This is a genomic window from Microbacterium sp. No. 7 (assembly GCF_001314225.1).
Lineage (GTDB): Bacteria > Actinomycetota > Actinomycetes > Actinomycetales > Microbacteriaceae > Microbacterium.
Window position 1 is genome coordinate 1,370,676 of the sequence record NZ_CP012697.1, and the last position, 14,404, is coordinate 1,385,079.

Here is a 14,404-nt window from a genome sequence, read left to right on the forward strand (position 1 = left end):
GCTACCAGGGCATATCCTCGGCGTCCATCTCGTCAAGGAACAGTTCTTCAGGATCGGCCCGCAGCGTGTCGCCGGGGCTCACGCCGCCCCGCTCAGCCTCCAGCGCCGCATCGACATCCAGCACGCTCATCATGGCCGCATCGGCGCGGTCGGGGGAGCCGCCGAGCACGGTCTTCATGTCGGACTTCTTGTCGATCTTGATGGCGCCGCTCACGAGCGTGTACGTGATGAGCATCAGCTCGTCCGACAGCTGCGTGTCCTCGGGGTCGAGATCGATCAGCCCATCGAGCATCCGCGTGTTGAAGTAGTCGTGAATCTCGTCGCGCCAGATGCGCCAGCGGGAAAGGTCGGTCGACGAGCGGCTGCCGACGACGCGGATGACCTCGTAGGTCTTGTTCGCGAACTCCTCCAGGCGCATCAGGTCCGTGGCGACGCCGGAGCCGATGGCGTTGCCGTCGACGCGCACCTCGCTGGCATTCGTGTACATCGCGATCGCGTGGATGCGGCGGGCTGCCGTGAGCGTGTCCTCCTTGGTCCACACGCCGGTCGTCTCGCGCCGCTCGTCGCCGTCCATGTAGGGGATGGTCTTGTCGAACAGGCGGACCCGGCCGCCATTGTTCACGTAGACCACGCTCTCGTCGTCGCCGGTCGTAGCGATGTCGCAGCCGAGCTTCGGGCGAGCTTCGGGGTCGGGCTCGATCTCGGTGTTCAGCGCCCTGCTGATCGCCTCTTCGGTGAAGAAAGTGTTGTCGGCGTCGCCAGGGAACTCGCCTTGCACCTTCGACCTGAAGCGCCCGTTCGGGGTGCCGCCCGCCCGGCGCATCTCCTGGAACTGCTCGTCGAAGTACAGTTCCCCGCCGGTCATCCAGACCCGCTCCTTGTGGCAGATCCAGGACGCCGAGGTAAGGCCCTTCATGAGCATCGCTTGCTTCTCGGGGTCGTCGGGGTAGACGATCTCGCCCGTCATCGTCGGCAGGTCGTAGGCGCTGATCGTGAAGAGCTGCGCCTCCGCCATCTCGGACTCCAGGGTGAACTTCTTGTAGAACTCCGTGGCGCGCCGGTCGGGGTTGCCGATACCCACCATGCGGGCTTCGCCCGACGTGGTCAGCGCGTCGATCGCCGTGAAGATCTGCTCATCCACACCGCCCGCCTCGTCGAGTACGAGGAGGGATCGGCCGCCCTCACGCCGGATGCCCTGGAAGGTGGACACAGCATCTTGCGGCGCCGGCACGGCCGCGATGGCGATGGAGATGTTGCCACCGAGCGTGCGGAACTGCCAGAGGCCCTTCTCCGAGATCCAGCCCGGCCACGGGCGTCCCTCCTTGCGGAGCGCACGGGCGCGCATCTCGCCGTGCGCCTTCTTGAGGTACATGAAGACGCCCTGCTCAACCTGACGGCCGGTGGGCGCCGTGACGATGGCGAGGTTGTTCTCGACGGGATCGAACACGGTATTCCACCACATGACCCAGCGGGATGCGTTATACGTCTTGCCCGTGCCGTTCGCGGACTTGATGAACGTGCGAGGCTTGGGGCCGAAGAGCGCCGCCTCGCTGATCTCCGCCATCTTGCCGTACATGCGCTCGCCCATGACGTCGGACAGCCAGGCGGCGAAGTCGCGCCGGTAGATCGCCTTCTGGGACTTCTGGCGCATCTCCTCGTGCACGAGGGAGAAGATCTCGGGCGTGAGGAGGCTCACTCCTCAGTCACCCCTTTCATGACCTCCCGCTCGGCATGCAGCAGCGCCTCGGTGGTCAGTTCGGCCCAATGCTCATCGCTGATCTGCTCGCGCAGGGCACCGCGCAGGTAGCTCAGCGCGATGTCGTAGGCGCGCACCATCTCGTGAGCCACGTTCGCGCTGTAGCGCTCGACGTCGACCTTCGCAGCGGCACGGCGGGCGTCCAGGCGGCGCCCCTGCTCCCGCAGCGTGGCGAGCTGGGCGCTGATGTTGTCCAGATTCAGGAAGCCCTGATTCGCCAGTTCCAGTTCCAGCCGGGACGTGATGTTACGCAGCTTGCGGAGGACGAGTTCTTCCTGCTGAGCGGCCGTCAGCCAATCGACGGACAGCACCTTCTCGGCGCGCTCGCGGATGACGCTCGCCGGGACGCTGCCGCCGAACTGCTCACGACTGATGTCGACGGGGGAGTACAGGCCGATGTACAGATCAATCGCGCGGTCGATGGCCTCCCAGTCATACGCGGACGCAATGATTCCCTCCATTCGCCCAGTTTAGCTGGCTATTTGTTCATTTAGTCGGCTAAACTGACCTCAGTCACTATGGTGGTGACCTCCTGGGTCGGCAGGCCCCTTGCGTATCCCCAGCTCCTCCTCTGTTGTTGCCGGACGCAAGGGGCCTGTCGTGTTCCTCAGGACTTCTTCGCTGACTTCCGGGGTGCGCTGATCCCCAGGTCGACATCCTCCTGCTGGAGCTTCGCCTCCAGTTCCGGGTCATCCAGGTCGCTGTAGTCGATCTGCTCGGGCTGCTCGGCGGCGACCTCGAACACGGGCGCCGGCAAGGGTGGCGCCCACACGAAGTCGGGCTTGATGAGCGCCCACTCCAGCAGATCCTCGCCGAGCGCCTTGATGTCCTGCCGACGATGGTTCGGCCCGGTCGAGTAGGGCGTGAAAGTGTCGGGGCGCCCGTGCAGAACCCAGATCGAGTTCGGCTGCACGGGCGCTCCGACATGCTGCGAAAGCGCGATGAAGAAGTCGACCAGGGCGTCCCGCTGGTCGCGCTGAATCGCCATCTCCCAGTAGAGGCCCGCCAGCTGGCGCAGGAAGAGCACCGAGCCGAGGATAGTCTGTCGACGCAGCTCGTCAGGCGTCATGCGGCCCGCCTGGACGTCGAGCAGCAGGGGAAAGCAGTCGACGATGAGGTCGATGAAGTCGGTGGTCTTCGTTGCCACCTCCCGCTCGCTGAGCGTCGCCTCCATGACCTTGCCGACGCGCCCCCAGAGACCTACGGAGCATGTCTTGGTGATCTCGGCGAGGTGCTTCAGCGAGAGCAGGTTCGGCCCCGAGCGGCCCAGCCGGTCGTTCTCCATGTCGACCCGTCCATCGAGCAGGGGGTGCTCCAGGATGATCGGAAGCGCCCGGTTGACGACCTTGCGCTGGTCGAACTGGCTCTTCACCGAGACCGAGATGCCCTTGGCGTTGTTGGCGATGTCGAAGAACATCTGGCGCCACTGCTCGACGCTGTCGGTCACCTGGATCTCGATGCTTGCGCGCTCCGAGTAGAAGCGATCGAGCAGCGCCTGCTGCTGGTCGATCGTGGCCTGCGCCTCGGCCTCAAGCCGTGACCCCTTGCCTTCGACGCGAGCGGCGCGGGAGCGCTGATCGCGCGCCTTCTCCAGGGCCTTCTGGATGCGATCGAGAGCGAGATGAAAGCCGAGGATGCGGTGCTGTCCGTCGAGGATCTGGATGTTCATGCCCTCGCGCTTGGGGTAGCTGACCACGCCGAAGTTCACCCCGCCCGAAGAGATCGCCTCGTCCTGCTCGAACGTGAAGATGTTCGGGGCGCGCAGGATGAGCCCTGGGATCACCCACGACTCCTGTTCGAGGTAATAGCTGGCGAAATCGTTCGCGCGCGACGCGCTGACGCGCCGGTTGCCCGGCGACGGACTGTTCGGACTGGGCGCACCCACGAGGCCTACGATCTCCGCGGGCGTCAGGGCGAGCAGGTACACCGTACGGCCGCCCTGCTTGTAGCGGGTCGCGAAGAAGCGCTCGTCAGTGGTGTATTCGGCAACAGGTCGTGCCATCGGGACTCCTGGGTTAATCGGCTAAATACGTAGCGTAGTTGTTACCCATGCCGCTTGCAACCGCGTGGAAACCTGATCTATTGTTTCGTACAGATGTTCGAGTGTTGGACGACCAGGAGGCAGACGGTGAAGGACATGATCCGACTGAAGGAGTTCGACGGCGGGCGGGACGTGCACATAAGCAGTGACCCGGACTCCGTCTACCTCGAAGTCGCGGGTCACTGCTACCAGTTCGATCGCGCGATCTTCGCACGCGCCGTCACTCAGGCGCTCGCGATGGCCGCCTCCTGATCGCGGGCGATGATGAGGAGGACGAGGTAGCCGATCAGATCCATGACAGTGTCGTCGCCGGGGTACTCACTGCCGCGCGCCAGGCGCGACAGCTTGTCGTCGATGCGGACGCGGATCTGCTCGTCGGCCGGCGCCTTCGAGAAGATGCGGACGGGGTCGAGAGCGGAATCGCCGTAGGCGGCGTTCTTCTCGATCAGCATGTCCGCCACGCGGCGCACGGTTTCGGCGAAGCGCTCGCTCACTGGATCTCCCCCAGGAGACGCAGGAAGGCGCTCACGGGGAACTCGTCCGGCCACGGCTTCCTGACCCGGCGCTGATACGTCCCGTACGGCACGCCGTCATGCTCCAGCTCGATCAGGTCGGGCTCATCGGCGACGGTGACGTATCCCGCCTCGTCCGATCCGACCATGAAGAAGTCGTACGGGTCGATCCCGAACGTCTCCAGCAGATCGCTGGCGGCTTCCCACGGGGGCTTCTCCTCGATCATGCCTCCACCCTCGACAGCGCTGCGGTGTCGACCAGCAGCGTATCGGCGCCGAGCCGGACGATCGCAGTGCCGGGCTCGGCGTACCTGACGAAGGTCACACGGCGCACGCGGTCGACGTAGACCGTCTCGCCGGGCTGGAACGCCGCGCTCACTCGGGCACCGCCTCAAGGACGATCCGCGTGCCGTCGGCGTTACGGTAGACGTTCCACGGGGCGGGTGCGGCCGCGGGCGCGACGAACTTCTTCAGTCCGAATCGCCCCCGCTCGTCGGGCTTGATGACGGCGACGAGTCGCTGGGTGGGTTCGGTCATGGGGTCTCCTTCACGATGGCCGTGTGGTAGGGGCGCAGCCGCTCCAGCAGGGCGGTGCGCATGCTGCCGCTGTCGCGATCGATCAGCGTCGCGTACTCGGTGGCGGCGTCGCTGCGCAGGATGCGCGCGATCTTGTAGAGGCGGGGCGGCATGGTCGCCTCGCCGACGGTCACGATGTCTCCGGGCTTCATGGGCGCTCCTCGCTCTCGCGGATTAGCTGACTAATACCCTCGATCTCGTCGGGCAGGAAGCTGTACTCAGGGGTCTTGGGCGCGCAGGCCGTTTTGATCGCGAGAAGCAGCTGGCGCGCGTCGAACCAGCCGACCAGGTTCACCGCCCCGTCGCGATCATCGCAGGTGTCGGGGTCGAAGCAGGGGTCGACGAACGTGATGTGCACCTCGGGCACGTCCGTGTTCCCGTTGCCGCCCGAGACGTACAGCGCCGGCCTGTCATCCGGGTGCGTGTCGTCGAACCCCGTCGCGTCAACCCGGATCATGCGTAGCCACCGCCCTCCGGCCAATCGTCGATATACCGGAGCAGGATGAGCAGGACCACGACGGCGAGCGCGCCGAAGATCGTGATGCCCCCTGCGATCAGGTCGCTGCTGATGATCATGAGTCACCTCCTGGCCCCGTGGCCGGCGTGGCAGGGGCGAAGATCGGCCACGGCAGCCCCTCGGCGACGAGCGTCTGCCACCGCAGCACGTACTGCGTCGACTGGGCCGTGCGATCCTTCGCCGACTCCGGGCTCGTCAGGACCGCGATGTAGCCCTCGATCGCGTTCGGCGGCAGGCGGTGGTAGTCACCATCGCGCACGCCCCCGAAGACCGGCACCGTCTCCTTACGGCTCATCAGGGATCTCCTTCCCTAGCGCGACCCAGAGCATCAACGTGCTCAGGCGTCGCAGTTCGTCCACCGGGAAGCCCTTGGGCCACTCCCGGCGCCTTCGCAGCATGGTGGGTTCGCTCGTGTTCGGGTCGAGCTTCGGCTGGCCGAAGCTGTCGCGCACGACTTCGTCGTAGCCGTCGTCATCCCATCCGTCATCGAAGATGTTCGCAGGGTCCAGGCCCCACGCCTTCAGGAGCTTCTTGGTGCGATCCGCCAGCCTGTCGTGCGTCAATGCGCGGCTCATGCGTCCTCCAGGGTCCAGCCGCAGCCTTCGATGGCGGACTTGAGGGCGTCCAGAGCCTCTGCCGCGGTGCCTCCCGAGCGCGCCATCTGGACCCTCTCGCCAGAGGGGAGGTAGCCATCCAGTTCCGCGGTCCAGTCGCTGTAAGAGATGATGTCGTCGAGCGCGTAGTCGACATCTTCACTCAGTGTGATGTCCGACCGCTTCACCACGACGGCGCTCATGACAGCGACCCCGACACGCTGAGGCCGCTGAACGCGATGAAGGCCAGTGCCCCGTAACGGTACGTGATCCGCCCGACCGGGTCCGGCTCGTCCTGTCCGGGCCGGTCGACGATCAGATCGACGTTGTAGAAGTGATCGCTGAGGGGCCTGCCCCGATACGGCTGCTCGAAGATCTCATCAAGATGCTGGATCAGGTCGGCGACCGCCCTGAGTTCGTCCGGGTCGAGGGCGGGGTCGTGGGTGCTCATCTCAGAACTCCTTCCCGCCGTGGCGCTGTCCGCGCGTGGCGTTAAACGTCAGCTTCTCCGAGATGATCGACGCCAGGTCGATCCCGGCCTCGTCGGCGAAGTCGAATGCGCGGATCACCACGTCAGCGAGTTCGCTGGGGACGCCTTCGGGCTTGAAGGCCTCATCCGGGAACGCATTCACGACCGTGCCTTGCCCGTCGATGCAGGGGGCGCTGGGGTAGTACGTCTCGTCGACCGCGTGGCCGTGGCGCAGCTCCTCGATCGCCTCCGACACCTCGGAGCCGATCAGGGCGAGCTTGGCGACGTAGTAGTTGCGCCGGAAGGACGGGAAGAGCGAGACGAGGGGGTTGATGATCTTCGTCACGATCTCGGGGATGTGGATTCCTGCGAGTTCGACGGGGAACTGCTTGAGCCGTTCCCCCTCCTCGTGGAACCCGCGCTCCCTGTTCCCGGCGCCGATGGCGTCCTGGATCTCGCGCAGGGTGTCGATCTGATGTGGCTGAAGTGCCGTCATGCTGTTCTACCTCCTGGGGTTGTGCCACTAATCTACCGCGTTTAGTCGACTAAATGGGGGGATTGCCCCACTGAAACCAGGTCAATTCAGGACGAATGTGATCCGGTTTCAGCGGGGTGAGGTCGACGAGGTCAGTAGCACTGCACCTTGGTGACGCGGAACGAGCCGCCTAGCGCGAGACAATGAAGTCGACGGTAATCAGCTTGCCGTCCTTGATGGTGCACTGGTAGTCGGAGCGAACCGTGGCGCCGAACCCGTTCTGCGAGTCGACGACGCCCTGCGCGATCCAGTCCCCGTCGATGTAGGCCGCCGAGGCTTCGAGGAAGGGAAAGTCTGCTGTGGAGGGGGAGCGGAGTTGCTTCTTGACCGCCGCCTGGCAGTGAACGATGGCTTCGCCGTCATCAAGCCCGTCGGTTGCCGCCTTCTCTCGGTTGGCTGCCTGCGTGGAGAACCAAGTGCCGACGCCAACCAGGGCGACCAGGATGAGAAGGACGATAAGGCACCCTCCGCAGCCGGTCTTCTTCGGCGTGGGCTGCGGGGCGCTTGGTGTGGGAGCGGTCGGAGCGGCCGGTGCGGGAGCGGCCGGAGCGGGCTGTGTCGCGCTCGTCCAGGACTCACCCGTCCACCAACGCTGGACGCCGGGGTTGTCGCCGTCCGGGTACCAGCCAGGCGGGGGAGTGGTCATGCGGGGCTCCTTGGGGTCAGAGCGATCGTAGCAGTGCGGAGGCGAGGTGAGTGGGCAAAGGCCCCGATAACGCATTGGCATTGAAAAGAATTATGCGGCATTGCTTATTGTGGGGTAAAGGCCCCAATGGTCATTGAATAGCAAGAAAAAATGTGAGGGATGAATAGCAATAGAGCCTTGCTTATCCGGGGAAAAGACCCCAATGACTATTGAATAGCAAGAAAAAATGTGAGGGGGCACCCCGCCCCGCCTCACCGTGCCCGCCGCCCTTACAATCTGGCATGTCTGCCAGCTGTACTACTCGCCGCCGCATAACGTCGCGCTATTGGCCTCTATGCCGCGCTATGTCACCTGACCGTTACCATTCCGTTATGCGCATTGCCCATTCCAGCGTGCAATTCATGAATCATTCTGCTATTCTGTTCTTACACAAGCAAAGTGTCCCCGCGCTAGCTGGAACTAGCCGGGGACGTGATCACTACCTGTTGAAGGGAACTAGTGATGTCCATCATCGTACCCCATGCGCCCCTTGCCGCGCACCTCACGTCCACCTCACCGGACCGGCCTATCGTCGTGCGCGCGCACGCCCGCCGCACGCGGGCGGCATGCGCGGCCTCTCGCCCCGCGTGCGTCGACATGACCACGGGTGAGCCGGTCCCCGCGCGCGTGGCACAGCTCGTGCTGGCGCAGCGTGCGCGCGTTGAGCGAGCGCGTGACGCGCTCAACGCGCTCGATGCCATCTCCCCCCGGCATCCGGGACGTGAGAGCGCGTGGGACCGCGTATGCGTCGAGACGGGTGCGCTCTATGCGCTCATGGAACACTTCGAAGTCGCACCCTTCCCAGCTGTCGCGTAGCGCCACTCCGCTCACCCGCATCACTCGGCACGGATGCCGCGGGCATGATGCCTACCGAGACGGCGCTCTGAGCGCCTAGCATCCCGCCCCCCTACCGGCATAGCCGAATTAGTCCACTAACGCGCCTACGGGGCGCACAGCCCTCCCGAGAGGTAACCACCATGAGCCCCGACACTATGGCCGGTATCGTCGCAACAGTCCTCAATGTCAAGAGTGCGACCGCCTACGCGCCGCGCGACCCTGCCCACGGCATCGTCGTCATTCCCGATGAGGTCTGGATCGGCGGCGCTCTCATCCACTACGTGCGGATCAATACGCCGACCGAGCACAACTACCCGACCGCCGTCGAGCTGCACACCGATAACGGCACCTATGACAGCGACCCTGACGGCTACCCTGACGGCTACCCCGGCGAGCGCGTCGCCTATCGCATTCTGTCCGCCATTCTCGCCGTCGCCACTGCATAGCTATCCCCGAGAGGTAACCGCCATGACTGACCGCAACCTCCCAAACACCGACATCCTCGCCGGCTACGGCACGAGTAAGGCCGCACGCGCATACCGTGCGCTTGTCGACGCCTACGGGCACGACGGATCTTGCGACGCCTACGCGCTCAACCGTGACTCGCACTGGACAGACGTCGTCAGACAGGCCTACCGGCACGGCGACATCGACAGTGAGGGGAACCTGACGTGAGCACGCGACGGACGAACGTCCTACGCCATGCATCCGACGAAAAGCTCCACGACACCCTGCGGTCATGGTCGCGACTCTACGATGACAGGCGCCGCGAACGGCTGACAGACGGTATCCGCAAAGCTCGCCGCGTCGGCTGGACGTACGGCCTCATCGCCGACGCCCTGCGAATGCATCCCACGACCGTCAGCCGCATGCATCGAGCATGGCAGGACAAGCACTACCCGATCTAGGACGCGCTAGGCGCCTCGCTGACGTGCTAGAGCAAGCGAGGCGACCTAGAACCCTAGGGGCGACCGGCAAGCTCGCGAGCGGGGCGAAGAGCTAGGCACCGATTCACCGACCGGCGAGGAGCTAGGCACCGAGGCACCGACCGGCGAGGAGCTAGGCACCGACCTCCGAAGAGCGAGGAACTAGGCACCGAGGCACCGACCTCCGAAGAGCGAGGAACTAGGCACCGATTCACCGACCTCCGAAGACTCGAACCACCCTGAGAACTCGCCCCGAAGACTTGACAACCTAGCCAACATCGACTATCACGCGCGTGCGCGCGCGTCGCGAGGCGAGAGGACTCGAAAGAATCAAGCTGACATAATAATTCCCGGTTTCGAGTTGCACAGCTCTCTACCCCCATCACTACTAAATAACCCAACACACCTGTAATTCACTAGGGACATAGATGCATCTCTGATTTTGAAGCCAACTTCCGCGAGATTCCGCGGAAGTCGTCTCAGCCCTAGCCTACGTATATGACCGCTAGACCATCTCAGCGCCTCAGAAACAGAATTACAGGACTTCAAAACCGGACAGGACATCCTAGCGATCCAACCCACTTCCAGAACGCGATAACCCTGTTCTCCACTCTACGCATTTAGCCGCTGGACTACATGCGTAGACAGGCCAGAATTATCAGTGCAGTCGCCGCCAACCCGCTGTCCCCGTCGGCGACCTCACTCCCAGCCACTGAGAATCATTCTCAGTACACAGATTTAGTCCGCTAAACCTTGCAGATTAGTGAACAGTCCACTAATCTTGAATCAACACCTCAACCCAGGAGGAAAACACCATGACCGACTACACCCGTACCGCTACCGCCCGCCGGCAGGCAATCGAGAACCGCCGTCAGCGCGCCCTGAAGCGCGGCGCGCTGACGCTCACCCGCAACGGCTCGGTTCGTTCGATGACCGCCGCCCCGTCGCTGAAGGGCCGGGGCCTGTGATGAGCAACCAGAGCCCGCGCCGTGCCTATCGCGCCACGCTGACGCGTCGCCAGTACCGCGCGCACCTGTCGTTGACCCCGGCGCAATTCCTCGCCACCATCGAGAGCGAGCTAGAGCGCCGCTACCCCGGATCGGATCAGTTTGAGGCGTTCGAGAAGGCAGGTGGTGACACCGAGAACGGCTCCGACTACCTCGCGCACTGGGGCGAGTACTGGACAGCGAAGATGCAGGAGGCGGGCGCATGAGCGGCTACAGGAACCCGCTGGACATCATCAGCGCCGATTACGATCTGCCGCATGGATATGACTCATGGGGGATCAAAAGCGTTGGGTTCGACGGTCGCACGAAATACGGTTTTGAATGGCCGGCACCGGGCGGCGAGACAGCCCGCTATGGACTGGACGATCACGAGTCGTCATGCCCGCGGCGCGAAGGCGATGGGCTCTGTGTAGCTACGACGTGGCGCGGCATGGCGTCGGGCGGCTATCGGGCGCTCTGCCTTCTCCTTGTCGCCTACCGCGCAAGCGAAGCGCGCGGGGATGAGCCGGGCAAGCTCCGAGTGCCGCAGGTGGCAGTGGTCGCGCGGATCGACGGGGAGCAGTTCATCCGGCAGGCGGACCTCTCGCGCGCGAACCTCTCGGGCGCGGCCCTCTCGGGCGCGAACCTCTGGGGCGCGAACCTCTGGGACGCGAACCTCTCGGGCGCGAACCTCTCGCGCGCGAACCTTCGGCGCGCGAACCTCTCGGGCGCGGCCCTCTCGGGCGCGAACCTCTGGGGCGCGAACCTCTGGGACGCGAACCTCTCGGGCGCGAACCTCTCGCGCGCGAACCTCTCGGGCGCGGCCCTCTGGGACGCGAACCTTCGGCGCGCGAACCTCTCGGACGCGAACTTCCGGAATGCGGACCTTCCCGCAAGCTGGACCGTCGAAATGGTGCGCGAGAGGGGTGGCATCGCATGAGCTACCGCGAAACCGCCCGCGCATTCGCCACGGCAGAGAGCAATAACCACCCCGCACACGGCGGGCAGGCCGCCGACTCCCTCCCCGTGTCCGACTGGGCCGAGTCCCGCCGCGAGCACATGACCCCGCAGACCATCGCCGCGAATCACGCGCTGCACGTCGAGAGCGCGGCGGCAGAGCTGCGCGAGGCGCTGTGGAACGCAGACGTAGACAACCCTATGCAGCGCCTAGCCCTGCTCGCAGACGTAGAGGACGCCGCCCGCGCCTTGCTCGCCGCAATCGGGGAGGGGGAGGGCGCACGATGACGCATTGGAACGGCGACCGCCCTGGAAACCCGGATGAGTGGGCCGAGAAGATCACGAAGGTTGCAATTGAGCGTAGCGACGACCCATTGACGCCCTGGCACATCTGGGGGCGCGACTATGAGACAGGCGCGGTCACGGAGGATGTCTGGGATTTCCCCACCTTCACCGAGGCTGTCGCCGCGATCCCCGCATTCTTTGCCGAGCGCGCGCACAATGCCCTCGCCGCCATGACCGAGAAGGAGAACGCACGATGAACGAGTACTACCGACAGGGCGCGATGAACTGCCCGACGTGCCACGCAGAGCTGACCGAGCGGAAGAATCCCACCCCAGAACAGGCGTGGTGCGGAACCTGGCTCGATCACCCGACGCAGATTTGGGGGACATGCGACATGGGGAATGTCCTAATCCCGTCCGCCGTCCTGACCGACAAGGAGAACGCACGATGAACGAGTACTACCGACAGGGCGCGCTGAGCGTCCGGCGGGTGAACGGCTTCCCTGGCGGCTTCGCGGTCTACTTCGACCACGGCGCAGAGCAGCGCACGGAAGCCACAATCGTTCCGGCCCGGACACCGAACGCGAAGCACCCCGATTACGTCGGCCAGGAGCAGCCCTACGGCGGAAACTTCCGCACCAAGACCGGCGCGCGCCAGTACATGCAAGCGGTCGCAGAGTCGGGCATCCTGCCCGCCGACCGCCCCGCCACCACGGCAGAGATTCGCGCTCTGCGCGACTGGATCGAGAGTGAGAACGCACGATGACCCGCTACGGCATCCGCACCGAGTACGACGAGGGCACCGCCAAGACTGTGCCGCTCACAATCTGGTCCGGCTCTTTCATGGGCACATGGGAGGCGCGCGGCACGACCCGAGACGGCGCCCGCCGCGCCACGTTCCACGACTATAGCGGCGAAGCGTGATGCCTTCCTCGCCTCGGGCGGCATGAGCGTTCACGAGCTGAACACCGATGCACTCCCGCTGCGAGGGACGATCGCCTGGTTCGGCTGGTACGTCGGCGGCACCGGCTGGGAAGAGATTCCCGACGTGCGCCTCGTGCAGCACCCGCATGCCCCGCAGAGCTTCGCGTTCATCCCCAAGCACAAGCGCCTGCCGCGCGAGTTTAGCGGCGGGGAGCTGTACTTCCGACCACGAGACACCAAGAATTAAGGAGCTAAACCACCATGCGCATTCGCATCATCATCGACACACTGGACGCCGACGCGAACCCGGATTCGCCGTTCACGCTCAATGTCTACAGGGACGACGACGACGACACGCCGAGCCGCGAGCCGCTGGAAATCGGGGACGAGGGCTCATGCCTCGTCGGCTACCGGATCGGGCACCTGCTGGGCGCTCTCGGCCTGCACTGGGATCACGGCGGCGTGCTGGATCAGGCAGGGCAACCGTTGCCGCGCACCGGCAAGGAATGGCTTGACGACGAGAGGAGGGAGCGCGGCGCATGAGCATCAAGACACCCGAGCAGGTCGCGGATGAGCAGCTGAGTCACTTCGGGATCGGCGTGCATGATCCCTCGCGAGCGATCACCGCCGCCGCGATCACTGCCGCTATCAAAGCTGATAGCGCGCAGCGCCCGACGCGCCGCGTGCACATTGTGTTCGATGGGCCGCCCGCCCACGAGTCGGGCCGGTTCGTTGAGGTGGAGACGCCGGACGGCGAGAGCATCAGTCTGGGGAAATGGCTGCGCCGTCCCAATGGCTGGTGGGCGCTTGAGATCGAGGTGCCGGCATGACCACCATCACGATCCACTACCAGAGCCCCGAGGGCGACCCGTTCAAGGTCCCCCGCCCGCATCGCGTGGACATCGACGAGCAGGGGTGCGCCGGCCTCGTGCGCGGCGGGGAGATCGGCCCCGCGGGCTACCTGCTGGGATTCTGCCCGACTGTGACGCCTGACCCGGATAGCTGGGGGGAGCTGATCCTCGCACATCAGCTCTACGACGGTGACGTTCTGCCGCGCGACTTGATCGGCTACTACCCCCAGTTCACGGGATCGGGCGAGGAAACCATGTTCGGCTACGACATGAAGATCGACCGAATCGAGGTGTCGGCATGATCCCCGATCTCATTCACGCCTTCTACGTGCTCGACGGCGACATCCCGCACGGCGCGTTGCGCTTCCCGCGACCGGACGAGCCCGGCCTCGCAGAGCTGACTCTTGGCGAGTGCCGCCTGGCGATCGGCGACGACGAGCTGGAGGACGGCGACGGCGGGTTCACGTACACGGTCACGGCGCTTGACGGCGACGTGATCGAGCACGACGGCGGCGTGGGCGACGAAGCGGCGCGCCGCGTGATTCAGAGGTTCATCAACGAATGGAAAGAGGGCAGGAAATGAGCAATGTAACCGACCTTTACGGCCCGCAGGGCGCCGAAATCGCGGCTTTCATCGACCGCGTCGTGCAGCTGACCGGCGAGGAGGCCGCGAGCCTTCAGGCATCCGCGCCACTGTCGCAGAGCGCCATCGCAATGCTTCAGGCGGGCGCAGCGGCGCGACTGGCGGGCGATGATCGTCTTGCTGGATGGATTCAGGCGCGTAGTGATGCGGCATCGGCGGCGCCCAGCTTGAGCGACTATGTGGGTCGCATCGCCGGAGCGCTCGCGGTTCGCGATCTGATCGGCACGCCCTTCACGCAGGCGCACTACGACCTGCTGACCGCGACGTGGCGCCGCGAGATCGGCCCGATTCACGCGGGTGATGCCCAGTGAG

34 protein-coding genes are annotated in these 14,404 nt (G+C 65.0%); 18 read left to right on the forward strand and 16 right to left on the reverse strand.

Annotated elements, in window-relative coordinates; all coding sequences use genetic code 11:
• Window position 1: 1 nt before the first annotated feature.
• From AOA12_RS06035 to AOA12_RS06045, 3 genes are all read right to left on the reverse strand, one after another.
• On the reverse strand, window positions 2-1,696 hold the full coding sequence (locus AOA12_RS06035; RefSeq protein ID WP_054681104.1) for a hypothetical protein: 1,695 nt from the start codon (window positions 1,694-1,696) through the stop codon (window positions 2-4).
• Window positions 1,693-2,217: a hypothetical protein gene (locus AOA12_RS06040; protein ID WP_054681105.1), complete on the reverse strand. Its 525-nt coding sequence runs from the start codon at window positions 2,215-2,217 to the stop codon at window positions 1,693-1,695. The genes AOA12_RS06035 and AOA12_RS06040 overlap by 4 nt, the downstream gene beginning before the upstream one ends.
• A gap of 146 nt (window positions 2,218-2,363) precedes the next feature.
• Window positions 2,364-3,758, reverse strand: a complete 1,395-nt coding sequence (locus AOA12_RS06045) for a DNA sulfur modification protein DndB (protein WP_054681106.1) — start codon at window positions 3,756-3,758, stop codon at window positions 2,364-2,366.
• Window positions 3,759-3,893: 135 nt separating this feature from the next.
• On the opposite strand from AOA12_RS06045, the gene AOA12_RS06050 reads away from it, so the two are divergent.
• Window positions 3,894-4,049: a hypothetical protein gene (locus AOA12_RS06050; protein WP_156366410.1), complete on the forward strand. Its 156-nt coding sequence runs from the start codon at window positions 3,894-3,896 to the stop codon at window positions 4,047-4,049.
• Here AOA12_RS06050 and AOA12_RS06055 read toward each other — a convergent pair.
• From AOA12_RS06055 to AOA12_RS06100, 13 genes are all read right to left on the reverse strand, one after another.
• Window positions 4,022-4,291 (reverse strand): hypothetical protein, encoded by a 270-nt coding sequence (locus tag AOA12_RS06055; RefSeq protein ID WP_054681108.1) that lies wholly within the window; start codon window positions 4,289-4,291, stop codon window positions 4,022-4,024. The genes AOA12_RS06050 and AOA12_RS06055 overlap by 28 nt on opposite strands.
• Window positions 4,288-4,536: a hypothetical protein gene (locus AOA12_RS06060; protein WP_054681109.1), complete on the reverse strand. Its 249-nt coding sequence runs from the start codon at window positions 4,534-4,536 to the stop codon at window positions 4,288-4,290. The genes AOA12_RS06055 and AOA12_RS06060 overlap by 4 nt, the downstream gene beginning before the upstream one ends.
• Window positions 4,533-4,688, reverse strand: a complete 156-nt coding sequence (locus AOA12_RS23020; RefSeq protein ID WP_156366411.1) for a hypothetical protein — start codon at window positions 4,686-4,688, stop codon at window positions 4,533-4,535. Before AOA12_RS23020 ends, AOA12_RS06060 begins: the two co-directional genes overlap by 4 nt.
• Window positions 4,685-4,846 carry a hypothetical protein gene (locus AOA12_RS23025; protein ID WP_156366412.1) on the reverse strand — a complete coding sequence of 54 codons (162 nt, stop codon included), beginning with the start codon at window positions 4,844-4,846 and terminating at the stop codon, window positions 4,685-4,687. The genes AOA12_RS23020 and AOA12_RS23025 overlap by 4 nt, the downstream gene beginning before the upstream one ends.
• On the reverse strand, window positions 4,843-5,037 hold the full coding sequence (locus AOA12_RS06065; protein ID WP_054681110.1) for a hypothetical protein: 195 nt from the start codon (window positions 5,035-5,037) through the stop codon (window positions 4,843-4,845). Before AOA12_RS06065 ends, AOA12_RS23025 begins: the two co-directional genes overlap by 4 nt.
• Window positions 5,034-5,342, reverse strand: coding sequence for a hypothetical protein (locus AOA12_RS06070; protein ID WP_054681111.1), 309 nt, complete (start codon window positions 5,340-5,342; stop codon window positions 5,034-5,036). The genes AOA12_RS06065 and AOA12_RS06070 overlap by 4 nt, the downstream gene beginning before the upstream one ends.
• Window positions 5,339-5,461, reverse strand: a complete 123-nt coding sequence (locus AOA12_RS24015) for a hypothetical protein (protein WP_257720154.1) — start codon at window positions 5,459-5,461, stop codon at window positions 5,339-5,341. Before AOA12_RS24015 ends, AOA12_RS06070 begins: the two co-directional genes overlap by 4 nt.
• On the reverse strand, window positions 5,458-5,697 hold the full coding sequence (locus AOA12_RS06075) for a hypothetical protein (RefSeq protein ID WP_054681112.1): 240 nt from the start codon (window positions 5,695-5,697) through the stop codon (window positions 5,458-5,460). Before AOA12_RS06075 ends, AOA12_RS24015 begins: the two co-directional genes overlap by 4 nt.
• Complete coding sequence (locus tag AOA12_RS06080) at window positions 5,687-5,977, reverse strand: hypothetical protein (RefSeq protein WP_054681113.1); 291 nt, start codon at window positions 5,975-5,977, stop codon at window positions 5,687-5,689. The genes AOA12_RS06075 and AOA12_RS06080 overlap by 11 nt, the downstream gene beginning before the upstream one ends.
• A complete protein-coding gene (locus tag AOA12_RS06085) occupies window positions 5,974-6,198 on the reverse strand; it encodes a hypothetical protein (RefSeq protein ID WP_156366413.1) in 225 nt (74 codons plus the stop codon). The genes AOA12_RS06080 and AOA12_RS06085 overlap by 4 nt, the downstream gene beginning before the upstream one ends.
• Window positions 6,195-6,446 carry a hypothetical protein gene (locus tag AOA12_RS06090; protein WP_054681115.1) on the reverse strand — a complete coding sequence of 84 codons (252 nt, stop codon included), beginning with the start codon at window positions 6,444-6,446 and terminating at the stop codon, window positions 6,195-6,197. The genes AOA12_RS06085 and AOA12_RS06090 overlap by 4 nt, the downstream gene beginning before the upstream one ends.
• Before the next feature lies 1 nt (window position 6,447).
• Window positions 6,448-6,960, reverse strand: coding sequence for a hypothetical protein (locus tag AOA12_RS06095; protein ID WP_054681116.1), 513 nt, complete (start codon window positions 6,958-6,960; stop codon window positions 6,448-6,450).
• 169 nt (window positions 6,961-7,129) lie between these two features.
• Window positions 7,130-7,645 carry a DUF2510 domain-containing protein gene (locus AOA12_RS06100; RefSeq protein WP_054681117.1) on the reverse strand — a complete coding sequence of 172 codons (516 nt, stop codon included), beginning with the start codon at window positions 7,643-7,645 and terminating at the stop codon, window positions 7,130-7,132.
• Between the two features lie 501 nt (window positions 7,646-8,146).
• Here AOA12_RS06100 and AOA12_RS06105 point away from each other — a divergent pair.
• From AOA12_RS06105 to AOA12_RS06175, 17 genes are all read left to right on the forward strand, one after another.
• A complete protein-coding gene (locus AOA12_RS06105) occupies window positions 8,147-8,500 on the forward strand; it encodes a hypothetical protein (protein WP_054681118.1) in 354 nt (117 codons plus the stop codon).
• 161 nt (window positions 8,501-8,661) lie between these two features.
• Window positions 8,662-8,967 (forward strand): hypothetical protein, encoded by a 306-nt coding sequence (locus AOA12_RS06110; RefSeq protein ID WP_156366414.1) that lies wholly within the window; start codon window positions 8,662-8,664, stop codon window positions 8,965-8,967.
• A 22-nt stretch (window positions 8,968-8,989) separates the two neighbouring features.
• Window positions 8,990-9,196: a hypothetical protein gene (locus AOA12_RS06115; RefSeq protein WP_054681120.1), complete on the forward strand. Its 207-nt coding sequence runs from the start codon at window positions 8,990-8,992 to the stop codon at window positions 9,194-9,196.
• 1,066 nt (window positions 9,197-10,262) lie between these two features.
• On the forward strand, window positions 10,263-10,415 hold the full coding sequence (locus tag AOA12_RS23030) for a hypothetical protein (protein ID WP_156366415.1): 153 nt from the start codon (window positions 10,263-10,265) through the stop codon (window positions 10,413-10,415).
• On the forward strand, window positions 10,415-10,660 hold the full coding sequence (locus AOA12_RS06125; RefSeq protein ID WP_156366416.1) for a hypothetical protein: 246 nt from the start codon (window positions 10,415-10,417) through the stop codon (window positions 10,658-10,660). The genes AOA12_RS23030 and AOA12_RS06125 overlap by 1 nt, the downstream gene beginning before the upstream one ends.
• Window positions 10,657-11,373, forward strand: a complete 717-nt coding sequence (locus AOA12_RS22520; RefSeq protein ID WP_082406002.1) for a pentapeptide repeat-containing protein — start codon at window positions 10,657-10,659, stop codon at window positions 11,371-11,373. Before AOA12_RS06125 ends, AOA12_RS22520 begins: the two co-directional genes overlap by 4 nt.
• Complete coding sequence (locus tag AOA12_RS06135; protein ID WP_054681124.1) at window positions 11,370-11,678, forward strand: hypothetical protein; 309 nt, start codon at window positions 11,370-11,372, stop codon at window positions 11,676-11,678. Before AOA12_RS22520 ends, AOA12_RS06135 begins: the two co-directional genes overlap by 4 nt.
• Window positions 11,675-11,932, forward strand: coding sequence for a hypothetical protein (locus AOA12_RS06140; RefSeq protein WP_054681125.1), 258 nt, complete (start codon window positions 11,675-11,677; stop codon window positions 11,930-11,932). The genes AOA12_RS06135 and AOA12_RS06140 overlap by 4 nt, the downstream gene beginning before the upstream one ends.
• A complete protein-coding gene (locus AOA12_RS23035; protein WP_156366417.1) occupies window positions 11,929-12,126 on the forward strand; it encodes a hypothetical protein in 198 nt (65 codons plus the stop codon). The genes AOA12_RS06140 and AOA12_RS23035 overlap by 4 nt, the downstream gene beginning before the upstream one ends.
• A complete protein-coding gene (locus AOA12_RS06145; RefSeq protein ID WP_054681127.1) occupies window positions 12,123-12,440 on the forward strand; it encodes a hypothetical protein in 318 nt (105 codons plus the stop codon). The genes AOA12_RS23035 and AOA12_RS06145 overlap by 4 nt, the downstream gene beginning before the upstream one ends.
• On the forward strand, window positions 12,437-12,598 hold the full coding sequence (locus AOA12_RS23040) for a hypothetical protein (protein ID WP_156366418.1): 162 nt from the start codon (window positions 12,437-12,439) through the stop codon (window positions 12,596-12,598). The genes AOA12_RS06145 and AOA12_RS23040 overlap by 4 nt, the downstream gene beginning before the upstream one ends.
• A gap of 22 nt (window positions 12,599-12,620) precedes the next feature.
• Window positions 12,621-12,845 carry a hypothetical protein gene (locus AOA12_RS06150; protein WP_054681129.1) on the forward strand — a complete coding sequence of 75 codons (225 nt, stop codon included), beginning with the start codon at window positions 12,621-12,623 and terminating at the stop codon, window positions 12,843-12,845.
• Window positions 12,846-12,859: 14 nt separating this feature from the next.
• Complete coding sequence (locus tag AOA12_RS06155; protein WP_054681130.1) at window positions 12,860-13,141, forward strand: hypothetical protein; 282 nt, start codon at window positions 12,860-12,862, stop codon at window positions 13,139-13,141.
• The gene (locus tag AOA12_RS06160; protein ID WP_054681133.1) at window positions 13,138-13,428 is read left to right on the forward strand and encodes a hypothetical protein; all 291 of its coding nucleotides are present in this window, start codon (window positions 13,138-13,140) and stop codon (window positions 13,426-13,428) included. Before AOA12_RS06155 ends, AOA12_RS06160 begins: the two co-directional genes overlap by 4 nt.
• A complete protein-coding gene (locus tag AOA12_RS06165; protein WP_054681135.1) occupies window positions 13,425-13,751 on the forward strand; it encodes a hypothetical protein in 327 nt (108 codons plus the stop codon). Before AOA12_RS06160 ends, AOA12_RS06165 begins: the two co-directional genes overlap by 4 nt.
• Entirely contained in the window at window positions 13,748-14,032 is a 285-nt protein-coding gene (locus AOA12_RS06170) for a hypothetical protein (protein ID WP_054681136.1), read from the forward strand. The genes AOA12_RS06165 and AOA12_RS06170 overlap by 4 nt, the downstream gene beginning before the upstream one ends.
• On the forward strand, window positions 14,029-14,403 hold the full coding sequence (locus AOA12_RS06175; protein ID WP_054681137.1) for a hypothetical protein: 375 nt from the start codon (window positions 14,029-14,031) through the stop codon (window positions 14,401-14,403). Before AOA12_RS06170 ends, AOA12_RS06175 begins: the two co-directional genes overlap by 4 nt.
• Window position 14,404 lies beyond the last annotated feature (1 nt).

Bases quoted from the DNA above. Each gene is read 5' to 3' on its own strand.
- AOA12_RS06040 (WP_054681105.1), bottom strand. From the start codon at position 2,217: ATGGAGGGAATCATTGCGTCCGCGTATGACTGGGAGGCCATCGACCGC.
- AOA12_RS06045 (WP_054681106.1), bottom strand. From the start codon at position 3,758: ATGGCACGACCTGTTGCCGAATACACCACTGACGAGCGCTTCTTCGCG.
- AOA12_RS06050 (WP_156366410.1), top strand. From the start codon at position 3,894: ATGATCCGACTGAAGGAGTTCGACGGCGGGCGGGACGTGCACATAAGC.
- AOA12_RS06060 (WP_054681109.1), bottom strand. From the start codon at position 4,536: ATGATCGAGGAGAAGCCCCCGTGGGAAGCCGCCAGCGATCTGCTGGAG.
- AOA12_RS23025 (WP_156366412.1), bottom strand. From the start codon at position 4,846: ATGACCGAACCCACCCAGCGACTCGTCGCCGTCATCAAGCCCGACGAG.
- AOA12_RS06065 (WP_054681110.1), bottom strand. From the start codon at position 5,037: ATGAAGCCCGGAGACATCGTGACCGTCGGCGAGGCGACCATGCCGCCC.
- AOA12_RS06070 (WP_054681111.1), bottom strand. From the start codon at position 5,342: ATGATCCGGGTTGACGCGACGGGGTTCGACGACACGCACCCGGATGAC.
- AOA12_RS24015 (WP_257720154.1), bottom strand. From the start codon at position 5,461: ATGATCATCAGCAGCGACCTGATCGCAGGGGGCATCACGATCTTCGGC.
- AOA12_RS06075 (WP_054681112.1), bottom strand. From the start codon at position 5,697: ATGAGCCGTAAGGAGACGGTGCCGGTCTTCGGGGGCGTGCGCGATGGT.
- AOA12_RS06080 (WP_054681113.1), bottom strand. From the start codon at position 5,977: ATGAGCCGCGCATTGACGCACGACAGGCTGGCGGATCGCACCAAGAAG.
- AOA12_RS06085 (WP_156366413.1), bottom strand. From the start codon at position 6,198: ATGAGCGCCGTCGTGGTGAAGCGGTCGGACATCACACTGAGTGAAGAT.
- AOA12_RS06090 (WP_054681115.1), bottom strand. From the start codon at position 6,446: ATGAGCACCCACGACCCCGCCCTCGACCCGGACGAACTCAGGGCGGTC.
- AOA12_RS06095 (WP_054681116.1), bottom strand. From the start codon at position 6,960: ATGACGGCACTTCAGCCACATCAGATCGACACCCTGCGCGAGATCCAG.
- AOA12_RS06100 (WP_054681117.1), bottom strand. From the start codon at position 7,645: ATGACCACTCCCCCGCCTGGCTGGTACCCGGACGGCGACAACCCCGGC.
- AOA12_RS06105 (WP_054681118.1), top strand. From the start codon at position 8,147: ATGTCCATCATCGTACCCCATGCGCCCCTTGCCGCGCACCTCACGTCC.
- AOA12_RS06110 (WP_156366414.1), top strand. From the start codon at position 8,662: ATGAGCCCCGACACTATGGCCGGTATCGTCGCAACAGTCCTCAATGTC.
- AOA12_RS06115 (WP_054681120.1), top strand. From the start codon at position 8,990: ATGACTGACCGCAACCTCCCAAACACCGACATCCTCGCCGGCTACGGC.
- AOA12_RS23030 (WP_156366415.1), top strand. From the start codon at position 10,263: ATGACCGACTACACCCGTACCGCTACCGCCCGCCGGCAGGCAATCGAG.
- AOA12_RS06125 (WP_156366416.1), top strand. From the start codon at position 10,415: ATGAGCAACCAGAGCCCGCGCCGTGCCTATCGCGCCACGCTGACGCGT.
- AOA12_RS22520 (WP_082406002.1), top strand. From the start codon at position 10,657: ATGAGCGGCTACAGGAACCCGCTGGACATCATCAGCGCCGATTACGAT.
- AOA12_RS06135 (WP_054681124.1), top strand. From the start codon at position 11,370: ATGAGCTACCGCGAAACCGCCCGCGCATTCGCCACGGCAGAGAGCAAT.
- AOA12_RS06140 (WP_054681125.1), top strand. From the start codon at position 11,675: ATGACGCATTGGAACGGCGACCGCCCTGGAAACCCGGATGAGTGGGCC.
- AOA12_RS23035 (WP_156366417.1), top strand. From the start codon at position 11,929: ATGAACGAGTACTACCGACAGGGCGCGATGAACTGCCCGACGTGCCAC.
- AOA12_RS06145 (WP_054681127.1), top strand. From the start codon at position 12,123: ATGAACGAGTACTACCGACAGGGCGCGCTGAGCGTCCGGCGGGTGAAC.
- AOA12_RS23040 (WP_156366418.1), top strand. From the start codon at position 12,437: ATGACCCGCTACGGCATCCGCACCGAGTACGACGAGGGCACCGCCAAG.
- AOA12_RS06150 (WP_054681129.1), top strand. From the start codon at position 12,621: ATGAGCGTTCACGAGCTGAACACCGATGCACTCCCGCTGCGAGGGACG.
- AOA12_RS06155 (WP_054681130.1), top strand. From the start codon at position 12,860: ATGCGCATTCGCATCATCATCGACACACTGGACGCCGACGCGAACCCG.
- AOA12_RS06160 (WP_054681133.1), top strand. From the start codon at position 13,138: ATGAGCATCAAGACACCCGAGCAGGTCGCGGATGAGCAGCTGAGTCAC.
- AOA12_RS06165 (WP_054681135.1), top strand. From the start codon at position 13,425: ATGACCACCATCACGATCCACTACCAGAGCCCCGAGGGCGACCCGTTC.
- AOA12_RS06170 (WP_054681136.1), top strand. From the start codon at position 13,748: ATGATCCCCGATCTCATTCACGCCTTCTACGTGCTCGACGGCGACATC.
- AOA12_RS06175 (WP_054681137.1), top strand. From the start codon at position 14,029: ATGAGCAATGTAACCGACCTTTACGGCCCGCAGGGCGCCGAAATCGCG.